The sequence below is a fragment of the Nocardia sputorum genome (genome assembly GCF_027924405.1).
Classification (GTDB): Bacteria; Actinomycetota; Actinomycetes; order Mycobacteriales; family Mycobacteriaceae; genus Nocardia; species Nocardia sputorum.
In genome coordinates, this window is the sequence record NZ_AP026978.1 from 1,223,662 (window position 1) to 1,239,681 (window position 16,020).

The window sequence follows — 16,020 nt, forward strand, 5'->3', positions numbered from 1 at the left end:
GCGATGACCGCAGTAGAGGAAAATGCCCCCGCCACCGGGCACGAGGACTATCTCCGGGTGCTGGAAGCGATCCAGACCGGTGCGCTGCAGTTGCTCGCGGGGTTCCCGCAGCAGCCGAGCGCGTTGCGCTTCCAGGTGGGGGAGGTGACCGTCGAGGCCGAGTGGCAAGCAGCCGCCCCGGCCGCGCCCGCGGCTGCTCCGGTGGAAGGCATTGCCGCGCCGGAGGTTCCGGCGCTCGGCGCCGTCGTGCGCGCTCCCAGCGTCGGCGTGTTCTATCGATGCCCCGAGCCGGGCGCGGACCCGTTCGTGGAGGTAGGCGACCGCGTGAGCGCCGGGCAGCAGGTCGGCATCGTCGAGGCGATGAAGCTGATGATCCCGGTGACGGCCCAGGCGGGCGTGATCACCGGGATTCTCAAAGAAGACGGTGAGCCGGTTCAGTTCGACGAGCCGTTGTTCTCGTACTCCCCGGAATGACGGTTCGGTTGGGGCGGGCGGCTGCGGCGCCAGGTGAGCACCCGGCGTTGCGTCCGCCCGCCGACCTGTGCGGCGCCGATCAGCGTCAGCACGTCTCCGTCCAGCGACATTCGCCGCACCTGCTCGGTCTGCGCCCACGCCGGGTTGGAGCACACGCTGATCGCGTGCACCACCTCCGCGCCGGTCAATCGCCAGGTGCCCGCGTAACCCATGAACGGGTTGGCTCCCGCGGCGCTGTCCGTGCGCATCATGCTCACCGACATGTAGCCGTGCGCGCCGTAGATCAGCAGGCCGCGCGGGGCGTCGCCGAGCGGGCCCTGGCTGGTGCCGTTCTGCTCATCGAGGTCGTAGTAGGACACCAGTTCCCAAGTACCCACGAGATCGCTTGCGTTCATGGCGGCCGCCGCTCTGATCACGCTGTAGCCGGTTGCCGGGCGAACCGGTGACTGACCCGCACCAGTCGCCAGACGATGTCCAGCTCCGCGTGATCGCGCGGCCCGTAGATCATCACCAGCGTCCCGGGCAGGTACCCCTGCCGAGCCATCGGATGCGGTTCCGCCCAGCCCTGCCGGACGGCCTCGGCGACAACGCCTTTCGGCAGGCACATGTGCAGACTGCCGTCGCCGTGCCCGTGCAGGTGGGCGAATTCGGTGCCGACGAGATACGCCTCGGCGGGCCCGTGGGCGATCGTCGGCCGCAGGTGCAGGGCGCGGGTGTCGGGCACAGACACCCCGCTGCGACCGGGCAGGACGCCGTCGAGCGTGGTCATCCGCGACCACAGTTCCTCTTGCAGCTCGGGTGGCGCGGTCTGGCTGAGCTGCTGGTGCGGATTGTGTTCCCGGGTGCGCGGCCGGTCGCCGGAGCGAGGCGGCAGGTCCAGGCGCCCGTCCGGTGTTGTCGTCGTCATGACTGTGCTCCCTTCGGATTTCGCATTCTGGCGACCCTTGGGACCACGTTACTTTCCAAAGTATAGTAGTAACCAAGGGGAAAGTGACTTACCGGGAGGATGTATGACCGCCGGGCCCGAGACGCCCATCGATCCCTGTCCGATCACGCCGGTCATCGACCTGGTGTTCGGCCGCTGGTCCACCCAGGTGCTCTGGGTGCTCACCCACGACGGCCGGCTTCGGTTCACCGAACTGCAACAGCGCATCCCCGGCCTGACGCCCAAGGTCCTCACCCAGCGCCTGCGTCAGCTGGAACGCGACGGCCTGGTCGCGCGCACCTACCACCCAGAGGTGCCGCCCCGGGTCGAATACGAGGCGACCGCGCTGGCCAGGACGCTGACGCCGGTGTTCGGCAGCATCGTGGACTGGTCCGCCGAACACCTCGGCGAGGTTCTCGCGGCCCGCGCCGCCTACGACGCGGGGGAGCGCGCGAGCTGACCCGTGGCCACGGGACCCGAGATCATCGGGCGGACGCTGGATGCGACGCCGACGTGATCAGGCATCCGGCCAGCTCGCGCGGCATCGTGATCATGCAGTCGTGCCCGGTGGGTAGCACGTGGAGGCGGTCGGCGGGCAGGTCCGCGGGCGGCAGGGTGCGCGGCATGGCCGCGCGCATCGCCTTGAAGTCCTCGCCGCCTTCGCCGCAGTGCACGTGCGTCACCGGAATCGCCTCCAGCGCTTCCGGATTCGTCAATCGCACGGGCTGCTGGAAGGTCTTCAGCGATTGCGGCGTCTGCATGGACGCCAGCCAGCTGAGATCGGGTTCCTCGGTGACGCCGTACAGTCCGCCGTCGCCGGTCGGTTCGGTTTGCGGCGGCACCCGCCAGCCGTCGCCGGTGGCGGCCGCCGCGGCGGCGAACGCCTGGACCATGCCCGGCATGATGTCGGCCACCGCCTCGCCGTCGCGCGGCACGAAGGTGTCGAGGTAGACGAGGCCGGCGATGCGCTCCGGCACGGCGTCGGCCAGGGCGGTGACGACGATGCCCGCATAGCTGTGACCCACCAGGACGATGTCGGTCAGGTCCTCGGCGGTGACCAGGTCGACCAGATCCTGGACATGGGTGTCGAGGCCCACGTCGGCGGTCAGTAGATGCGCGCGGTCGCCGAGGCCGACCAGCGAAGGAGCCAGGACGCGGTGGCCCGCGTCTTCCAACAGCGGGGTCACCCGCTGCCAGACCCAGCCGCCGTGGAAGGCGCCGTGGATGAGCAGGTAGGTCGACACGATCAGTTCTCCCTGAGTTTCGTCAGTGCCGTGCCGGTTTGGTTCGACGCGGCGGGCGGCACGGGTTCGGGGCGGACGCCGACGCCGATCACCCGGGCGACCAGGCGGGGCAGCCGCGGGAAACGGCGGAGCAGCCGGACCAGCAGCGGGTTGTCGGTCCCCGGGCGTCCCGCGCTGGGGTAGAGGTCGGCCAGCAGGCGCAATTGCGCGAATTGCACCACGCGCATAGGGAACTCGCGGCGGCGCTGGATGGCGCGCAGCTGGGCCGTGGTCGGCGTCGCGCCCGCGGTGAGGATCGGCGCGAGCAGCCGGGCGGCGGCGATCGCATCCTGCACCGCCAGATTGATCCCGACCCCGCCCGCCGGGGACATCGCGTGCGCCGCGTCCCCGATCGCCACCAGCCCCGGCCGGTACCAGCGGCGCAGCCGGTCCACCCGGACGTCGAGCGGCTTCACGTCGTCCCAGCCCAGGATCTCCGCCTCCAGATACGGCGCGAGCACGGGATAGATGGCGGCCAGATCCGCGCGGAACCGTGCGGGCCCCGCCTCCCGGATCGTCGCGAAGCCACCCTTCGGGATCATGTACGCGACCTGGAGATAGTCTCCGCGGTCGATGCAGACGATGAAGAACCCCTTCCCGCTGCGCACGGTGGGCAGCCGTTCGCCCTCCGGCTTGCCGACCCGGAACCAGAGCACGTCCATCGGCGCCGCGCTGGCGGCGACCTCGAGCAGCCCCGACCGGCGCACGATCGAATGCCGCCCGTCGGCCGCGATGACCAGGTCGGCGGTGACCTCCAGCGGTCCGCCGGCCGTCGTGGCGCGGACGCCGGTCACCGCGCCGTCGCGCTGGATCAGCTCGGTGACCTCGGCTTCCTGCACCAGCCGGAAGCCGGGGTAGCGGCGGCCCGCCTCGGCGAGGAAGTTCAGCACATCCCACTGCGGCATGAACGCCACGAACGGGAAAGGTCCGGGCAGGGCACTGAAATCCGCGAACACCACCGGACCGGTCGCGGTCGCCATCGGCAATCGAGGCAGTTCGACGTGCGGCAGCGCGAGGAACTCCTCGGCCAGGCCGAGGTCGTTCATCGCCAGCAGCGTCGAGGTGTGCACGGTGTCGCCGCGAAAATCCCGCAGGAAATCCGGATGCTTCTCCAGCACGAGAACTTCCACGCCGGAGCGGGCCAGCAGCAACCCCGTCATCAGTCCGGCGGGGCCGCCGCCGATCACGCAGACCCGTACCGATTCGGTCCTCACGCCAGGCATGTCGGCACCTGCCCGCCGTTGTAGAGCACCATCTCGTCGAAGATCGCCAGCACGTCCAGCGGTTCACCGGGCGGGCCGCCGGTCAGTTCCGCGTCCGCGCGATAGAGGTTGCCCACCAGCCGCTCCTGGTCGACCAGCTCGGTGAACTCGCCGTGGTCGGCCTCCAGCGCGATCGCCAGCGGCGTCAGCCCGAGCGCGCGTCCCTCCGCGGCCAGCTCCTGCACCCAGCGCAGATACCGCAGCGTCTGGTCGAAGATCTCCGGCCCGGTGACCGGGCCGTGCCCCGCGACCACCGTCTCCGCGCCCAGCGCGGCCAGCCGCCGGACCGCGGTGATCGAACCGCTGACCGAACCCATCAGGCAGAACGGCGCCGCGCCCGCCATCACCAGGTCGCCGGCGAACAGCACGCGTTCCTCGGGCAGCCACGCCACCACGTCGTTGGTGGTGTGCGCGGCGGTCCCGAAGTGGATGAGCTCCACCCGGCGCTCGCCCCGGTGCAGAGTCAGGTGGTAGCTGAACGTGATGCTCGGCAGCGTGACTCGCACGTCACCCCATTCCACGTCCGGCCACAGCTTGGTCAGTGCCAGGCCGGTCTCGATCATCTCCGGCCGGATCCGGTCGTGGCCGACGACGACGGCGGCCGGTCCGAACAGGTGGTTGCCGAAATTGTGGTCGCCATGGTGATGGGTGTTCACGATGGTGCGGGCGGGGCCGGTACCGAGCCCGTCGACGAACTCGACGAGGGCGCGGGTGCGTCCCTCGGTCGCCAGCGTGTCGATGACCACCGCGCCGCCCGGCGCGGTCAGCACCCCGGCGTTGCTGACGCACCAGCCGCCGCGGCTGTGCGTGTAGGCGTAGACGCCGTCGGCGAGCTCCTGGACGCGCGGGGCGGCGGCCGTCTCGGTGGCGGTCATGTCGGCGACTTCGTCGTGGCGGCGTAGCGCTCGGCGCACCGCAGCGTGTTGCGGCTGTTGCTGGACAGCGCGTCGGTCAGGTACGCGCGGGCGTCGGCGAGATCGGTGTTCGCGCCGAGGATCTCGCGCGCGGCGGAGGGATTGATCGCGACCGTGTGCCGTGCGGTCACGACCGCGCCGTCGGGTCCGTCCGCGAACTCCCACCCACCGCTGTGGCCGAACAGTATCGCGGGCGGCACCAGCTGCTTGTACTCGATCCGCTCGCCCGGGAAGCACACCCGGATCGACTTGGTGGTGTGCGGAATCCCGCCCGCGGTCACCGTGTCCATCTCCATCAGCTGCACGCCCTCGGCGTCCTCGGTGAGCTCGATGCGGCCGACGTGCGGCACCTGCTCGGGCCACCGTTCGCTGTGGTAGACGAAGTCGTACGCCTCGGCGGCCGAGCAGTTCAGCGTCACCGTGTCCGCGAAGGTGTGGATCACCTCGTCCACCGGGTGACCGAGTTCGGCGATGCGGGCCAGCGCGGCGAGCTCGGTTTCGCTGTTGCGGTCCACCGCCGCGGCCACCTGCCCGGGATCGACCCCGTCCACCACCGTGAAGTGGTGATCCAGGGTGACTTCGGTGCTGCCCGGACCGATCGCACGGAACGACCAGGCGCCGCCCATCGACGCGATCGGCGCCTGGCTGCGCTCCTGCTCGAAGCCGATGCGGCGCTGCCCGGCGTCCAGCACCCGCCGCGACGTCCAGTTCCGCACCGCGCCACCGACGGTCGCCCACAGCCGGAAGCGCTCCTCGTCCGGTCCGCGGTGCAGGTGGCGTACCAGCACGCTCGGCTCGAAGATCACCGGCCACCTGGTCACGTCGGCGACCAGGTCGTAGACGACCTCGGGCGCGGCTTGCACCACTGTGGTGTGGGTCATCACTTCGGCGCTCATGCTCTGTCCTCTCCGGCATGGGCGGGGCCCTGCGTGGTTACGCTGCGCTGCCGCCTCCGGGCCTGACCGCTCATGCTGTGTCTGTTGTCGGCATGAGCGGGGCCCTGCGTGGTCACGCTGCGCTGCCGCCTCCGGGGCTGACCGCTCATGCTGTGTCCGATTTCGGCATGAGCGGGGCCCTCCGTGGTCACGCTGCGCTGCCGCCTCCGGGCCTGACCGCTCATGCCGCACCTTGCAGCTGGGTGTTGACGATGTCGACCAGCTCTTGCGGCGTCTTCACCTCGACGAGCTGTTCCTCCGGGATGGTGACGCCGAAGTCGCGCTGGATGCGCGCGGCGGTTTCGATGAGCGCGAGCGAGTCGTAGCCCAGCTCCTCGAATTCCACGGCGGCGATGTCGCCGTCGAGTTCGGCGAGGTCCTCGCCGCCCGCGCAGTCCACGAGAATCCGGCGTAGTTCGGTGATGGTCATGGTCATGAGTCGCTCCTCGGCAGATCTCGGTCGGACACGGCGCGCACGACGACCGCGGAGTTGAAACCCCAGCGTCCGCGAGCCAGGACGAGCGCGCCGCCGACGGTGGCGGTGCGCGGGGCGCCGAGGACCAGGTCGATCCGGCAGTCCTCGGCGAGCGCGGTGGTGCGGGCGGTCGGCGGGATCACCGAGTCGCGCATCGTCAGCAGCGCGGTGACGACGTCGAGCGGACCCGCGCCGGAGAACAGCCGCCCGGTCAGCGCTTTCGACGCGGTGACCGGAACGCCGCAGGGCCCGAACAGCGCCTCGATGGCGGCGGCTTCGTCGCGGTCGCGGTCGGGGATGCCGGAGGCGTCGGCGAACACCACATCGATGTCGGCCGGTGTCATCCCGGCGTCGGCCAGCGCCAGTTCGGCGGCGCGGCGCAGGCCCGAGGGCCGGCCGGAACCGGGCGGCGGGTCGAAGGTCGAGGCGTAGCCCGCGATCTCGCCGTGCACCTTGGGCACACCGCGGGCGCGCGCGGCGGCGGCGTCCTCGACGACCAGCATGGCACCGCCCTCACCCGGCACGTATCCCGCCGCTGCGGCGTCGAACGGCAGATAGGCGCGGTCGGGGTCGGTCGCGGTGCTCACCCCGCCGCTGGACAGATGCGAGGCCCAGCCCCACGGATCCAGCGCCGAGTCGACGCCTCCGGTGACCACCAGCGGCGTCCCGCGCCGCACGGTGCGCCGCGCGTGGCCGATCGCGTCCAAGCCGCCTGCCTGCTCGGCGACCAAGGCGCTGCTCGGCCCGCGCATGCCGTGCCGGATGGAGATCTGGCCGGTGTTGACCGCGTAGAACCACGCGAAGGACTCGTACACGCTGACGTGCTCGGAGCCGAGCGACCACAGCTTGTTGAACTCCCGATGGGTGAATTCGAAACCGCCAGAGGCGTTTCCGGTGACCACGCCCATGTCGTAGTCGGTCATCGTCGTGGTGTCGACCTTGGCGTCGTCCAGCGCCCACTGCGCGGCGACCAGCGCCATTCGCGTGGAGATATCCGTCTGCGGCAGCAGCCGGCTCGGCAGGTGTTCACCGGCGTCGAAATCGGCCACCTGGCCGGCCAGGCGGGCCGCCGAACGGGAAGCGTCGAATCGGGTGAGCGGCGCGATCCCGCCGCGGCCGGCCAGCACGGCGTCCCAGAAACGTTCCACGCCGGCACCGTTCGGCGCGAGCACGCCCATTCCGGTCACGAGGATCATGCCGCCACCGCTTCCGCCTTGCGCAGCACCATCGCGCTCTGGAAGCCGCCGAACCCGCTGCCTACGGTGAGCACGGTGTCCATCCGATGGTCGCGGGCGACCAGCGGCACGTAGTCCAGATCGCATTCGGGGTCGGGTTCGTGCAGGTTCGCCGTCGGCGGCACCACTTGGTACTCCAGCGCCAGCAGTGAGGCGGCGATCTCGACCGAGCCGATCGCCCCGAGCGAGTGTCCGACCATCGACTTGATCGAACTCATCGGCGTGGCGTAGGCGTGCGCGCCGAGACTGCGCTTCACCGCGGCGGTCTCGTGCCGGTCGTTCTGCCTGGTACCGGAGCCGTGCGCGTTGATGTAGTCCACGCCGGTCGGGTCGATCCTGGATTCGTCGAGCGCCACCCGGATCGCCTCGGCCATCTCGCGGCCGTCCGCTTTGAGCCCCGTCATGTGGTAGGCGTTGCACCGGGTCGCGTAGCCGGTGATCTCGGCGTAGACGTGCGCACCCCGCTTGCGCGCGCTCTCGTACTCCTCCAGCACGAACATCGCGGCGCCCTCGGCGAGCACGAACCCGTTGCGCGAGTTGTCGAACGGCCGTGAGGCGACCTCCGCCTCGTCGTTGCGCGGCGTCGTCGCCTTGATCGCGTCGAAGCAGGCCACCACGATCGGCGTGATGGGCGTGTCGGACGCCCCCGCCACCATGACGTCGGCGGAGCCCTCGCGGATCAGCTGCACCGCGTGGCCCACCGAGTCCAGACCCGACGTGCACCCGTTGGAGACCATCGCCACGGGTCCCTCGGCGCCCACGCTCCAGGCCACTTCCGCGGGCATCACGCTGGGGATCATGTAGTCGAACATGTGCGGGGAGAGATACGTCTCGTCGACCAGCCAGTTCTTCCCGGAGTCCGACAGCACCAAGTACTCGCGCTCCAGGCTGGTGGCCGCAGCGACCGCACTACCGAGGCTCACGCCGAGCCGGTGCGGATCGACCGCCGCGAGGTCGAGCCCGCTGTCGGCCACCGCCTCCCGCGCGCAGACCACGGCGAACTGCACCGCGCGGTCCATGCGCCGAATCTCCCTGGGGGACAGACCCTCCCGCGCCGGGTCGAAGTCCGCCTCGCCGGCCACCTGGGACCGGTAGGGCGAGGCGTCGAAGAACGAGATCCGCCGCGTCGCGGTGCGGCCCTCGGACAGCAGCTTCCAGAACTCGTCCTTGCCCGACCCGCCGGGCGCGCGGACGCCGAGCCCGGTGACGACAACGCGGCGGCTCATCGCGGACCACCGGATGCATTGGTGTTCATGGCGTTCTCCCTTCGATGGTGCGATCGAGCATCGGGGACGACCCTCGAACCTCGCTCGAGCGAGCGGGTCGAGTTGTTCTCGAGCGGCGCGGCGCAGGCTGACGCTGTGATCGCCCGGCCGGCGCCGTCCGGACCGATCACCCGTTCCCGAGCACAGGAGACACGCGTGATGAAGTCAGCACACGGCCAGGACGGCGCCGCGGACTGGGTGCTCTGCCCGGCCTGCCTGATCCCGCTGTACGGCAAGCGGTTCGCCCGCGATCTCGGTGTCTGCGGCGAGTGCGGCAGGCACACCCCGATCACCGCGCGGCAGCGCATCGAGCAGCTCGCCGACGACGGACGCTTCGAGCCGCTGCCGATCGCCGCCACCGACGACGACCCGCTGACCTTCACCGACACCAAGTCCTATCCGGACCGGCTGGCGGCCGCCCGCGCCCGCACCGGCATGCACGACGCGGTGCTGTGCGCGCAGGCCGCGATCGAGGGCAGGCCGGTGCTGATCGCCGCCATGGACTTCCGTTTCCTGGGCGGCAGCCTCGGCACCGCGGTGGGCGAGATGATCACCGCCGCCGCCGAGACCGCGCTGGCGCGGCGTCTTCCGCTGATCGTCGTCACCGCGTCGGGCGGCGCGCGGATGCAGGAGGGCCCGCTGTCGCTGATGCAGATGGCCAAGACCAGCGCGGCACTGGAGCAACTGGACCGGGCGGGCATCCTCACCGTCAGCCTGATCACCGACCCCACCTACGGCGGCGTGGCGGCCTCCTTCGCCACCCTCGCCGACGTGCTGATCGCCGAGCCGGGCGCGCGCCTCGGCTTCGCCGGACGCCGGGTGATCGAGCAGACCATCCGGCAGCAATTGCCGCCGAAGTTCCAGACCGCCGAATTCCTGCTGGAACGTGGGCTCATCGACATGATCGTGCCCCGCGCGGGCCTGCGCCAGGCGCTCGGCGCGCTGCTGCGGGCCGCGGGACCGGTCGATCCCGCCGGGACCTTCGTCCCCGCGGACGCCGGAGCGATCACCGATCCGGACCGCATCCCCGCGACCGATCCCTGGACGCAGGTGCGCCGGGCCCGCTCTCCGCAGCGGCCGACCGCGCTCGACTATTTCGCCCTCGCTTTCGACGAGTTCCGCGAACTGCGCGGCGACCGGGTCTCGGGCGACTGCGCCGCCGTGGTGGGCGGAACGGCGTGGCTCGGCGGGCGCCCGGTGATGGTGATCGGCCACCAGAAGGGCCACGATCCGAAGGAGTTGATGGAGCGCAACTTCGGCATGCCGACCCCGGCCGGCTATCGCAAGGCGGCACGGCTCATGCGGCTGGCCGAGAAGCTCGGGTTGCCGATCGTCACCTTGATCGACACGCCCGGCGCGTACCCGGGCGCCACCGCCGAGGAGCAGGGGCAGGCGATCGTCATCGCGGAGAACATCCGGTTGATGTCCGCGCTGCGGGTGCCGGTGGTCAGCGTGGTGATCGGCGAGGGCGGCAGCGGCGGAGCCCTGGCGCTCGGCGTCGCCAACCGGGTGCTGATGTTCGCCAACGGCACGTACTCGGTGATCAGCCCGGAGGGCTGCGCGGCGATCGTGTGGAACGACCCGGCCGCCGCGCCCGAGGCCGCCGCCGCGCTGGCGCTCACCGCGCGGGACCTGCTGCGTCTCGGAGTGGTCGACGCGGTGCTGCCCGAGCCGGGCGACGACGTGGGCGCCGCGCCGATGGCCGCGGCCGAGCAGCTGCGCCGCGCCCTGGCCGCGACCCTCGGTGAGCTCGCCGAGCGCGGCGGCGCGGAGCTGGCCGAGGAGCGCCGCGCACGTTTCCGGCGCTTCGGCGCGCGGCAGCAGGTCCTGGTCCGGTCGGTCGCGTGAGGGTGGCGGAATGTTCGAGAAGATCCTGATCGCCAACCGCGGCGAGATCGCGCTGCGCGTCGCGCGCACCTGCCGTGAACTCGGCGTGCGCACGGTGGCGGTGCACTCGGTCGCCGACGCCGAGTCGGCGGTGGTCCGCTTCGCCGACGAGGCGGTGCAGATCGGCCCGTCCGCGGCCAAGCGCAGCTACCTGAACGCCGCGGCGATCCTGGCCGCCGCCGAGCTCACCGGCGCGGACGCGATTCATCCCGGATACGGATTCCTCTCGGAGTCACCGGATTTCGCCGACGCGTGCCGTGCGGCGGGCATAACGCTGATCGGCCCGCCCGCCGACGTGATGGCCCAGTTGGGCGACAAACAGTCGGCGCGCACGCTGATGGCGAAGGCGGGACTGCCGCTACTGCCGGGCAGCCTCGATCCGCTCGAGCTCGACGAGGCGCACGCGCTCGCGGATTCGATCGGCTTCCCGGTGATCATCAAGGCGGCCGCGGGCGGCGGCGGGCGCGGCATGCAGGTGGTGCACGCGAGCGCGGCGTTCCCGCGCGCCTATCAGGAGACCAGGGCGACGGCGCGGATGCTGTTCGGCGACAGCCGGGTGTACCTGGAGAAATATCTCGCCGCGGCCAGGCACGTCGAGATCCAGGTGCTGTGCGACGGACACGGCACGGGCGTGCACCTGGGCGAACGCGACTGCTCGGTGCAGCGCAGGCATCAGAAATTGATCGAGGAATCACCGGCTCCGCTGCTGCCCGAAGGGCTTGCCGCGCGAATGGGCGCATCCGCTGTGCACGGTGTGCTGGAGGCCGGCTATGTCGGCGCCGGAACCGTGGAATTCTTGGTCGACCGGGACGGTAACCACTATTTCATGGAGGTGAACTGCCGTATTCAAGTGGAACATCCGGTCACGGAAATGGTGACCGGCATAGATTTGATCGCCGAACAGATCCGTATCGCGGCGGGGCAACCTCTCGGCATTACGCAAGAAGACATCATTGCACACGGCGCGGCGATCGAATGCCGCATCAATGCCGAAGATCCCGCCGCAGAATTCGCGCCCGCCCCGGGAATCCTGGCGGAATTCACCCCGCCAGGCGGGCCGTTCGTGCGCGTCGACACCCACGCGCACGCCGGTTATTCGATACCTCCGCACTATGATTCGCTGCTGGCCAAACTGGTGGTGTGGGCGCCGGACCGCGAGCGGGCGCTCGCCCGGATGCGGCGGGCACTGGAGGAATTCCGGATCTCCGGCGCCCGCGTCGCGACCACCCGGGATTTCCTGCGCGAGGTGCTCGACCATCCGGCCATGCGCGCCGCGACGCACACCACCGGGTTGGTCGATGAACTCCTCGGACGGGGGTGAGCCCGCGGCCCGTGCGCCCGGCCGCCCCGCACTTCGGAGCCGGTCAGGCGGGCTCGGCGGCCGCCGCGCTGAATTCGGGCGAGTGCCACCCGATCAGGTAACGGGCGTGGCGGCTGTTGAGCATCGCGCTCACCGAGACGTCGGAGGCGGCCAGGATGTCCCGGTGCAGTTTCTGCAGCTTCTGGCACGGGTCGAGCCCCAGTTCGGCCTGCATGGACTTGCTGAACCGCTGATACGAGGTCAGGGCGCGGTCGCGCCGGCCCGACCGGCACAAGGCGAACATGTAGTACGCCTGGAGTCGCTCGTGCAGCGGATGCTGCATGGTCAGCCGCGCGAGATCGGGACACACCTCGCGGTGCCTGCCCAGCCGCAACTCCGCCTCCACGCGCAGTTCGATGTTGGTCAGCCGCAGGTGGTCCAGATGCGAGATCTCGGCGGCGAGCGGAATGCCGCCCTCCACGTCGACCAGCGCCGGACCGCTCCACAGCGCCTCCGCGGCGCTGAACAGATCCACCGCCCGCTGGTCGTCGCCGGTCTTGGCGGCGCACCGGGCGGCCTCGGACATGGACTGGTAATCGCGGAGATCGAACACGCAGTCCTTGACGTCGAAGGAATAGCCTTTGCTGCGCGTGCGCAGAAAGCGCTCGGCCACCTCGGCCTGCCCCACCCCGAGTCGCTCCGCTATCTTCTTGCGAATTCCGAGTACATAGGTCTGCACGACGGTCACCGCGCTGCGCGGCGGATCGTCGTTCCACAGTTCTTCGATGAGGGTCGTTACCGGAACAACGGTGTCGTGCCGGACCAACAGTAGGGCCAGCAACTGCCGCTGCTTCTGCGCAGTCGGCGTCGCGTTGTGATTGTTCAGAGCAAGCGTCAACGGGCCTAACACGCGAGCGCAAACTGGATACTTCACTGGGAACTCTCCTACGGGCGACTATCCCCCCGACCGACGTGAGATTCTCGATTCCCACCGCGCTGTAGGCACCGTCCACAGTAGCGAGAAATCGGTATCGCCGCCATGAATCCTGGGTAATATCGGAGTTAATTCCATGCGGTGGTTATTCGAATTCTCCTCGAGTGCAAGGAGATTCGCCCGTTATTTGCGCCCCGGTCAGTCGCGGCGAATTCGTAGGATGTTGTCCTTTCGCGTGCCCGGTTGCCCTTCGGGGCCCGGATGCTCGCGCTCGACGACCTCCTCGACTTCCACCCGCCATTCGGCCGGGTCGAGCGCGAGATCGGCACGCACCTCGGCGGTGGTCGGAAAGTGTACGTCGGCGGGTGGTTCCGCGACCCAGGTCGGCCATTCCGCATGCCCGACGATCAGCAACAGCCCGCCGGGCGCCACCGCCTCGGCGGCCCGGCGCAGGATCCGCGTCCGTTCGCCGTCCCGGGCGAGCGGCGAGTGCAGAAATTGCGCCGAGACGAGGTCGAATCGTCCGGCCGGGAAGGTGTGGTCGAGATCGTGCCGCTGCCAATCTATTTCGCCGGAAAGTTCCTGTCGTTCGGCGTGGGCCCTGGCGCGAGCCAGCGCGGTCTCCGAGACGTCCACCGCCGTGACCCGCCAGCCGCGTTCGGCCAGCCAGATCGCGTCGGCGCCCTCTGCGCAGCCCAGGTCCAGTGCCCGGCCCGGCGCGACCGCTTCGATCTCCCGCACCAGCAGGAAGTTCGGCCGGCCCGACCAGACCTGCTCGCGCTCCTGGTAGAAGGACTCCCAGTATTCGACCGTCGTGGGCGTCGTCCGATCGGCGTGGTGGTGTGTGGCGCTCATGTGTCCCACCATCCATCGACTTGGCCGGATCGGCAAATATCGTTGCCGATCCGGCAACCGCACCGGCGTCGGTGCTCGTCCCGCGCGGCCCCTACCCGCCCGCGCGCGGGTCAGCAGTCGTCGAGCGGGTCGCGCAGGATCATGCCCTCGGCGGCGCGCAGGCGCGTGGTCATGGTCGTCAGCAGATCGACGGAATCCTCGGAGAGGCCGATGGCCGTGTGTAGCAGCCTGCGCAACCGCGGGCTGGTGAGCCGGTCGGCCACGGTGCTGTCGTGCTCGGTCGGTTCGGCGTCGAGCTGTCGGTCGAGATTCACGGGAAGGTACTCACAATCGGTCATCGGGCCCCCAGAAACCATTGTCGATGCGCCGTCCGCACCCGGAACGACGCGTGGGCACGGGCGGGATCGTTCCGGGGCGCAGCGTACATCGCGCACAATTGGTCGCTGGACCGGGTCGGAATGGTTACAGGTGGCCTCCGTGCCGCAGTCGGGTCGGTTCGTCCGTGCCGTGGCCGTGCCCGCTCCGGTGCCGAGACCGCACTCATTGTTCCACTCTCCCTGCGGAATTCGGAAAAGGACCCCGTCGGCGTAGGTCGCGGACGCGCGGTCCACCGCTGTGCGCGCCGAAATGTATCACCGCCGGCCCGTCCCCAGCTCTGGGAAATCGCCCGCCGACGGCCCGGCCCACCGGAAAAACGCGAGCTCACGTCGGCCGCGCATGACACGATGGTGGCGGCCGAAGCAGGGACCGACCGAGGAGAGGCCAGTCATGGGAAACCTCGACGACCGGGTAGCCGTGATCACCGGTGGTGCCCGCGGACAGGGGCGCGCGCATGCCGTGGCGCTGGCGAACGCGGGTGCGGACATCGTGGTGTGCGATATCGCCGCACCCCTGCCCGGTCTTCCCTACGAGTTGAGCACTCCCGACGACCTGGCCGAGACCGCCGCCCTCGTCGAGCGGACCGGCCGCCGCTGCGTCGCCGTCCAGGCCGACGTGCGCAGCCTGGAGCAGATGCGGATGGTCGCCGAGCGCGCGCTCGAGGAATTCGACCGCATCGACATCCTCATCGCCAACGCGGGCATCGCGTCCAACTCGCCCGTCGCCGAGATGGACGAGCAGTTGTGGCGGGACATGATCGACACCAACCTGACCGGCGTCTTCCACAGCTTCCGTGCGGTCGTGCCGCACATGATCGAACGCCGCTGGGGCCGTGTGGTGGCCACCTCGTCCATCGTGGCGAAGATGGGCGTGCGCAACGCGGCCCATTACGCCGCGAGCAAATGGGGTGTGCTCGGCTTGGTGAAGTCGCTGTCGCTGGAGGTGGCCGAGTATGGGATCACCGTGAACGCCCTGCTGCCGTCCGGCGTGGACACCGACATGATCCAGAATCCGGCGACTTGGCGGCTCATGGTGCCGGACAAGGAGAACCCGACCAAGGAGGACTGGATGGCGATCATCGAATCCGGCCCGCCGAACGGCGATCTCATCCAGCCCGCCGAGGTGGCCGAGGCGGTGTTGCTGCTGGTCTCCGAGCACGGCCGCCATTTCAACGGAGAGGCTGTCACCATCTCCTGCGGCGGGAGCGCCGGCACGTCCTAGAGCCGCGAGTCATGGCCCGGAAAGCGCGGTCGCCGAACGCGGTTCGCGCCTGTACAGACCTGCGGCACCGTGCTTCACTGGAAGCGCAACGTCTGTGCACTGCCAGCTTCCGGCCAGGAGTCAGCGCATGTCACGTCACGCCGAATGGGCTGTTCCGCTGCAGTTTTCGGTGTGCCGCCCGCGGCGCGACGTCACCATGCTGATGATCGCGGGCGATATCGATGCGGCGACCGCGCCGAGCTTCCGTGCCGAACTCTCGTGCGCATACGTGCGCCGCGCGGCCACGCTCGTGCTCGACCTCTCTCCGGTCACCTTCCTCGCGGCGGCGGGCTTGAGCGTTCTGGTCGAGGCGCAGGCCGAAGCCACGCGCGCACGCCGCCGGATGCTGCTGATCACCACCGTGCGACCGGTGGACCGCGCCATCGACGTCACCGGCCTCGCCGACCGGTTCCAACGGGTGGCCTCGCTCGACGCCGCCCTCGTGGTTCTGGGACCCGGCTACGACGAGACCGCCTGACCCGGGGGTCCTTCCCGACGTGCCGTGCCAGGAGTCGGCGATACGGAAGGCGCAGGGGCTCACAGCGACTGTCCGGTCCGTCAGGGTCGGCGGGCCGAGTGCCGAAGGGAGCGCCTCAGCGGGGAGGCAGAACGCTACGCACGAGACCGGCGGCGACCGG

Annotated in this window: 18 protein-coding genes; 6 read left to right on the forward strand and 12 right to left on the reverse strand. The window is 70.1% G+C overall.

Features of this window, described 5'->3' with window-relative positions:
- Nucleotides 1–3 precede the first annotated feature (3 nt).
- Nucleotides 4–474, forward strand: a complete 471-nt coding sequence (locus QMG86_RS05460; RefSeq protein ID WP_281878048.1) for an acetyl-CoA carboxylase biotin carboxyl carrier protein — start codon at nucleotides 4–6, stop codon at nucleotides 472–474.
- On the opposite strand, the gene QMG86_RS05465 is transcribed toward QMG86_RS05460, so the two are convergent.
- Nucleotides 435–869: a lipocalin-like domain-containing protein gene (locus tag QMG86_RS05465; RefSeq protein WP_281878049.1), complete on the reverse strand. Its 435-nt coding sequence runs from the start codon at nucleotides 867–869 to the stop codon at nucleotides 435–437. The two genes, QMG86_RS05460 and QMG86_RS05465, sit on opposite strands and share 40 nt — an antisense overlap.
- 17 nt (nucleotides 870–886) lie before the next feature.
- Complete coding sequence (locus QMG86_RS05470; RefSeq protein ID WP_281878050.1) at nucleotides 887–1,381, reverse strand: luciferase domain-containing protein; 495 nt, start codon at nucleotides 1,379–1,381, stop codon at nucleotides 887–889.
- A gap of 103 nt (nucleotides 1,382–1,484) precedes the next feature.
- On the opposite strand from QMG86_RS05470, the gene QMG86_RS05475 reads away from it, so the two are divergent.
- Entirely contained in the window at nucleotides 1,485–1,859 is a 375-nt protein-coding gene (locus QMG86_RS05475; RefSeq protein WP_281878051.1) for a winged helix-turn-helix transcriptional regulator, read from the forward strand.
- A 22-nt stretch (nucleotides 1,860–1,881) separates the two neighbouring features.
- Here the strand turns inward: QMG86_RS05475 and QMG86_RS05480 are convergent, their stop codons facing one another.
- The 7 genes from QMG86_RS05480 to QMG86_RS05510 all read right to left on the reverse strand — a co-directional run bounded on the left by QMG86_RS05480 (nucleotide 1,882) and on the right by QMG86_RS05510 (nucleotide 8,729).
- A complete protein-coding gene (locus QMG86_RS05480) occupies nucleotides 1,882–2,643 on the reverse strand; it encodes an alpha/beta fold hydrolase (RefSeq protein ID WP_281878053.1) in 762 nt (253 codons plus the stop codon).
- 2 nt (nucleotides 2,644–2,645) lie between these two features.
- Entirely contained in the window at nucleotides 2,646–3,905 is a 1,260-nt protein-coding gene (locus tag QMG86_RS05485; protein ID WP_281878054.1) for an FAD-dependent oxidoreductase, read from the reverse strand.
- On the reverse strand, nucleotides 3,893–4,819 hold the full coding sequence (locus tag QMG86_RS05490; protein ID WP_281878055.1) for an MBL fold metallo-hydrolase: 927 nt from the start codon (nucleotides 4,817–4,819) through the stop codon (nucleotides 3,893–3,895). The genes QMG86_RS05485 and QMG86_RS05490 overlap by 13 nt, the downstream gene beginning before the upstream one ends.
- Nucleotides 4,816–5,754, reverse strand: a complete 939-nt coding sequence (locus tag QMG86_RS05495) for an aromatase/cyclase (protein ID WP_281878056.1) — start codon at nucleotides 5,752–5,754, stop codon at nucleotides 4,816–4,818. The genes QMG86_RS05490 and QMG86_RS05495 overlap by 4 nt, the downstream gene beginning before the upstream one ends.
- Nucleotides 5,755–5,974: 220 nt before the next feature.
- Entirely contained in the window at nucleotides 5,975–6,229 is a 255-nt protein-coding gene (locus QMG86_RS05500; protein ID WP_236567302.1) for an acyl carrier protein, read from the reverse strand.
- On the reverse strand, nucleotides 6,226–7,464 hold the full coding sequence (locus tag QMG86_RS05505; RefSeq protein ID WP_281878057.1) for a ketosynthase chain-length factor: 1,239 nt from the start codon (nucleotides 7,462–7,464) through the stop codon (nucleotides 6,226–6,228). The genes QMG86_RS05500 and QMG86_RS05505 overlap by 4 nt, the downstream gene beginning before the upstream one ends.
- The gene (locus QMG86_RS05510; protein WP_281878058.1) at nucleotides 7,461–8,729 is read right to left on the reverse strand and encodes a beta-ketoacyl-[acyl-carrier-protein] synthase family protein; all 1,269 of its coding nucleotides are present in this window, start codon (nucleotides 8,727–8,729) and stop codon (nucleotides 7,461–7,463) included. The genes QMG86_RS05505 and QMG86_RS05510 overlap by 4 nt, the downstream gene beginning before the upstream one ends.
- A 198-nt stretch (nucleotides 8,730–8,927) precedes the next feature.
- On the opposite strand from QMG86_RS05510, the gene accA reads away from it, so the two are divergent.
- Both accA and QMG86_RS05520 read left to right on the forward strand, forming a co-directional pair.
- Complete coding sequence (accA, locus tag QMG86_RS05515; protein ID WP_281878059.1) at nucleotides 8,928–10,616, forward strand: acetyl-CoA carboxylase carboxyl transferase subunit alpha; 1,689 nt, start codon at nucleotides 8,928–8,930, stop codon at nucleotides 10,614–10,616.
- 10 nt (nucleotides 10,617–10,626) lie between these two features.
- Nucleotides 10,627–11,976 (forward strand): acetyl-CoA carboxylase biotin carboxylase subunit, encoded by a 1,350-nt coding sequence (locus QMG86_RS05520; RefSeq protein ID WP_281878060.1) that lies wholly within the window; start codon nucleotides 10,627–10,629, stop codon nucleotides 11,974–11,976.
- Nucleotides 11,977–12,019: 43 nt separating this feature from the next.
- On the opposite strand, the gene QMG86_RS05525 is transcribed toward QMG86_RS05520, so the two are convergent.
- The 3 genes from QMG86_RS05525 to QMG86_RS05535 all read right to left on the reverse strand — a co-directional run bounded on the left by QMG86_RS05525 (nucleotide 12,020) and on the right by QMG86_RS05535 (nucleotide 14,082).
- Entirely contained in the window at nucleotides 12,020–12,853 is an 834-nt protein-coding gene (locus QMG86_RS05525) for an AfsR/SARP family transcriptional regulator (RefSeq protein WP_281878061.1), read from the reverse strand.
- 234 nt (nucleotides 12,854–13,087) lie between these two features.
- Nucleotides 13,088–13,744 (reverse strand): class I SAM-dependent methyltransferase, encoded by a 657-nt coding sequence (locus tag QMG86_RS05530; RefSeq protein ID WP_281878062.1) that lies wholly within the window; start codon nucleotides 13,742–13,744, stop codon nucleotides 13,088–13,090.
- Between the two features lie 110 nt (nucleotides 13,745–13,854).
- Complete coding sequence (locus QMG86_RS05535; protein ID WP_281878063.1) at nucleotides 13,855–14,082, reverse strand: hypothetical protein; 228 nt, start codon at nucleotides 14,080–14,082, stop codon at nucleotides 13,855–13,857.
- A 430-nt stretch (nucleotides 14,083–14,512) separates the two neighbouring features.
- Between QMG86_RS05535 and QMG86_RS05540 the strand changes: the two genes are divergently transcribed.
- Entirely contained in the window at nucleotides 14,513–15,343 is an 831-nt protein-coding gene (locus QMG86_RS05540) for a mycofactocin-coupled SDR family oxidoreductase (RefSeq protein WP_281878064.1), read from the forward strand.
- A gap of 127 nt (nucleotides 15,344–15,470) precedes the next feature.
- A complete protein-coding gene (locus QMG86_RS05545; protein WP_281878065.1) occupies nucleotides 15,471–15,860 on the forward strand; it encodes an STAS domain-containing protein in 390 nt (129 codons plus the stop codon).
- The last annotated feature ends 160 nt before the right edge of the window (nucleotides 15,861–16,020 follow it).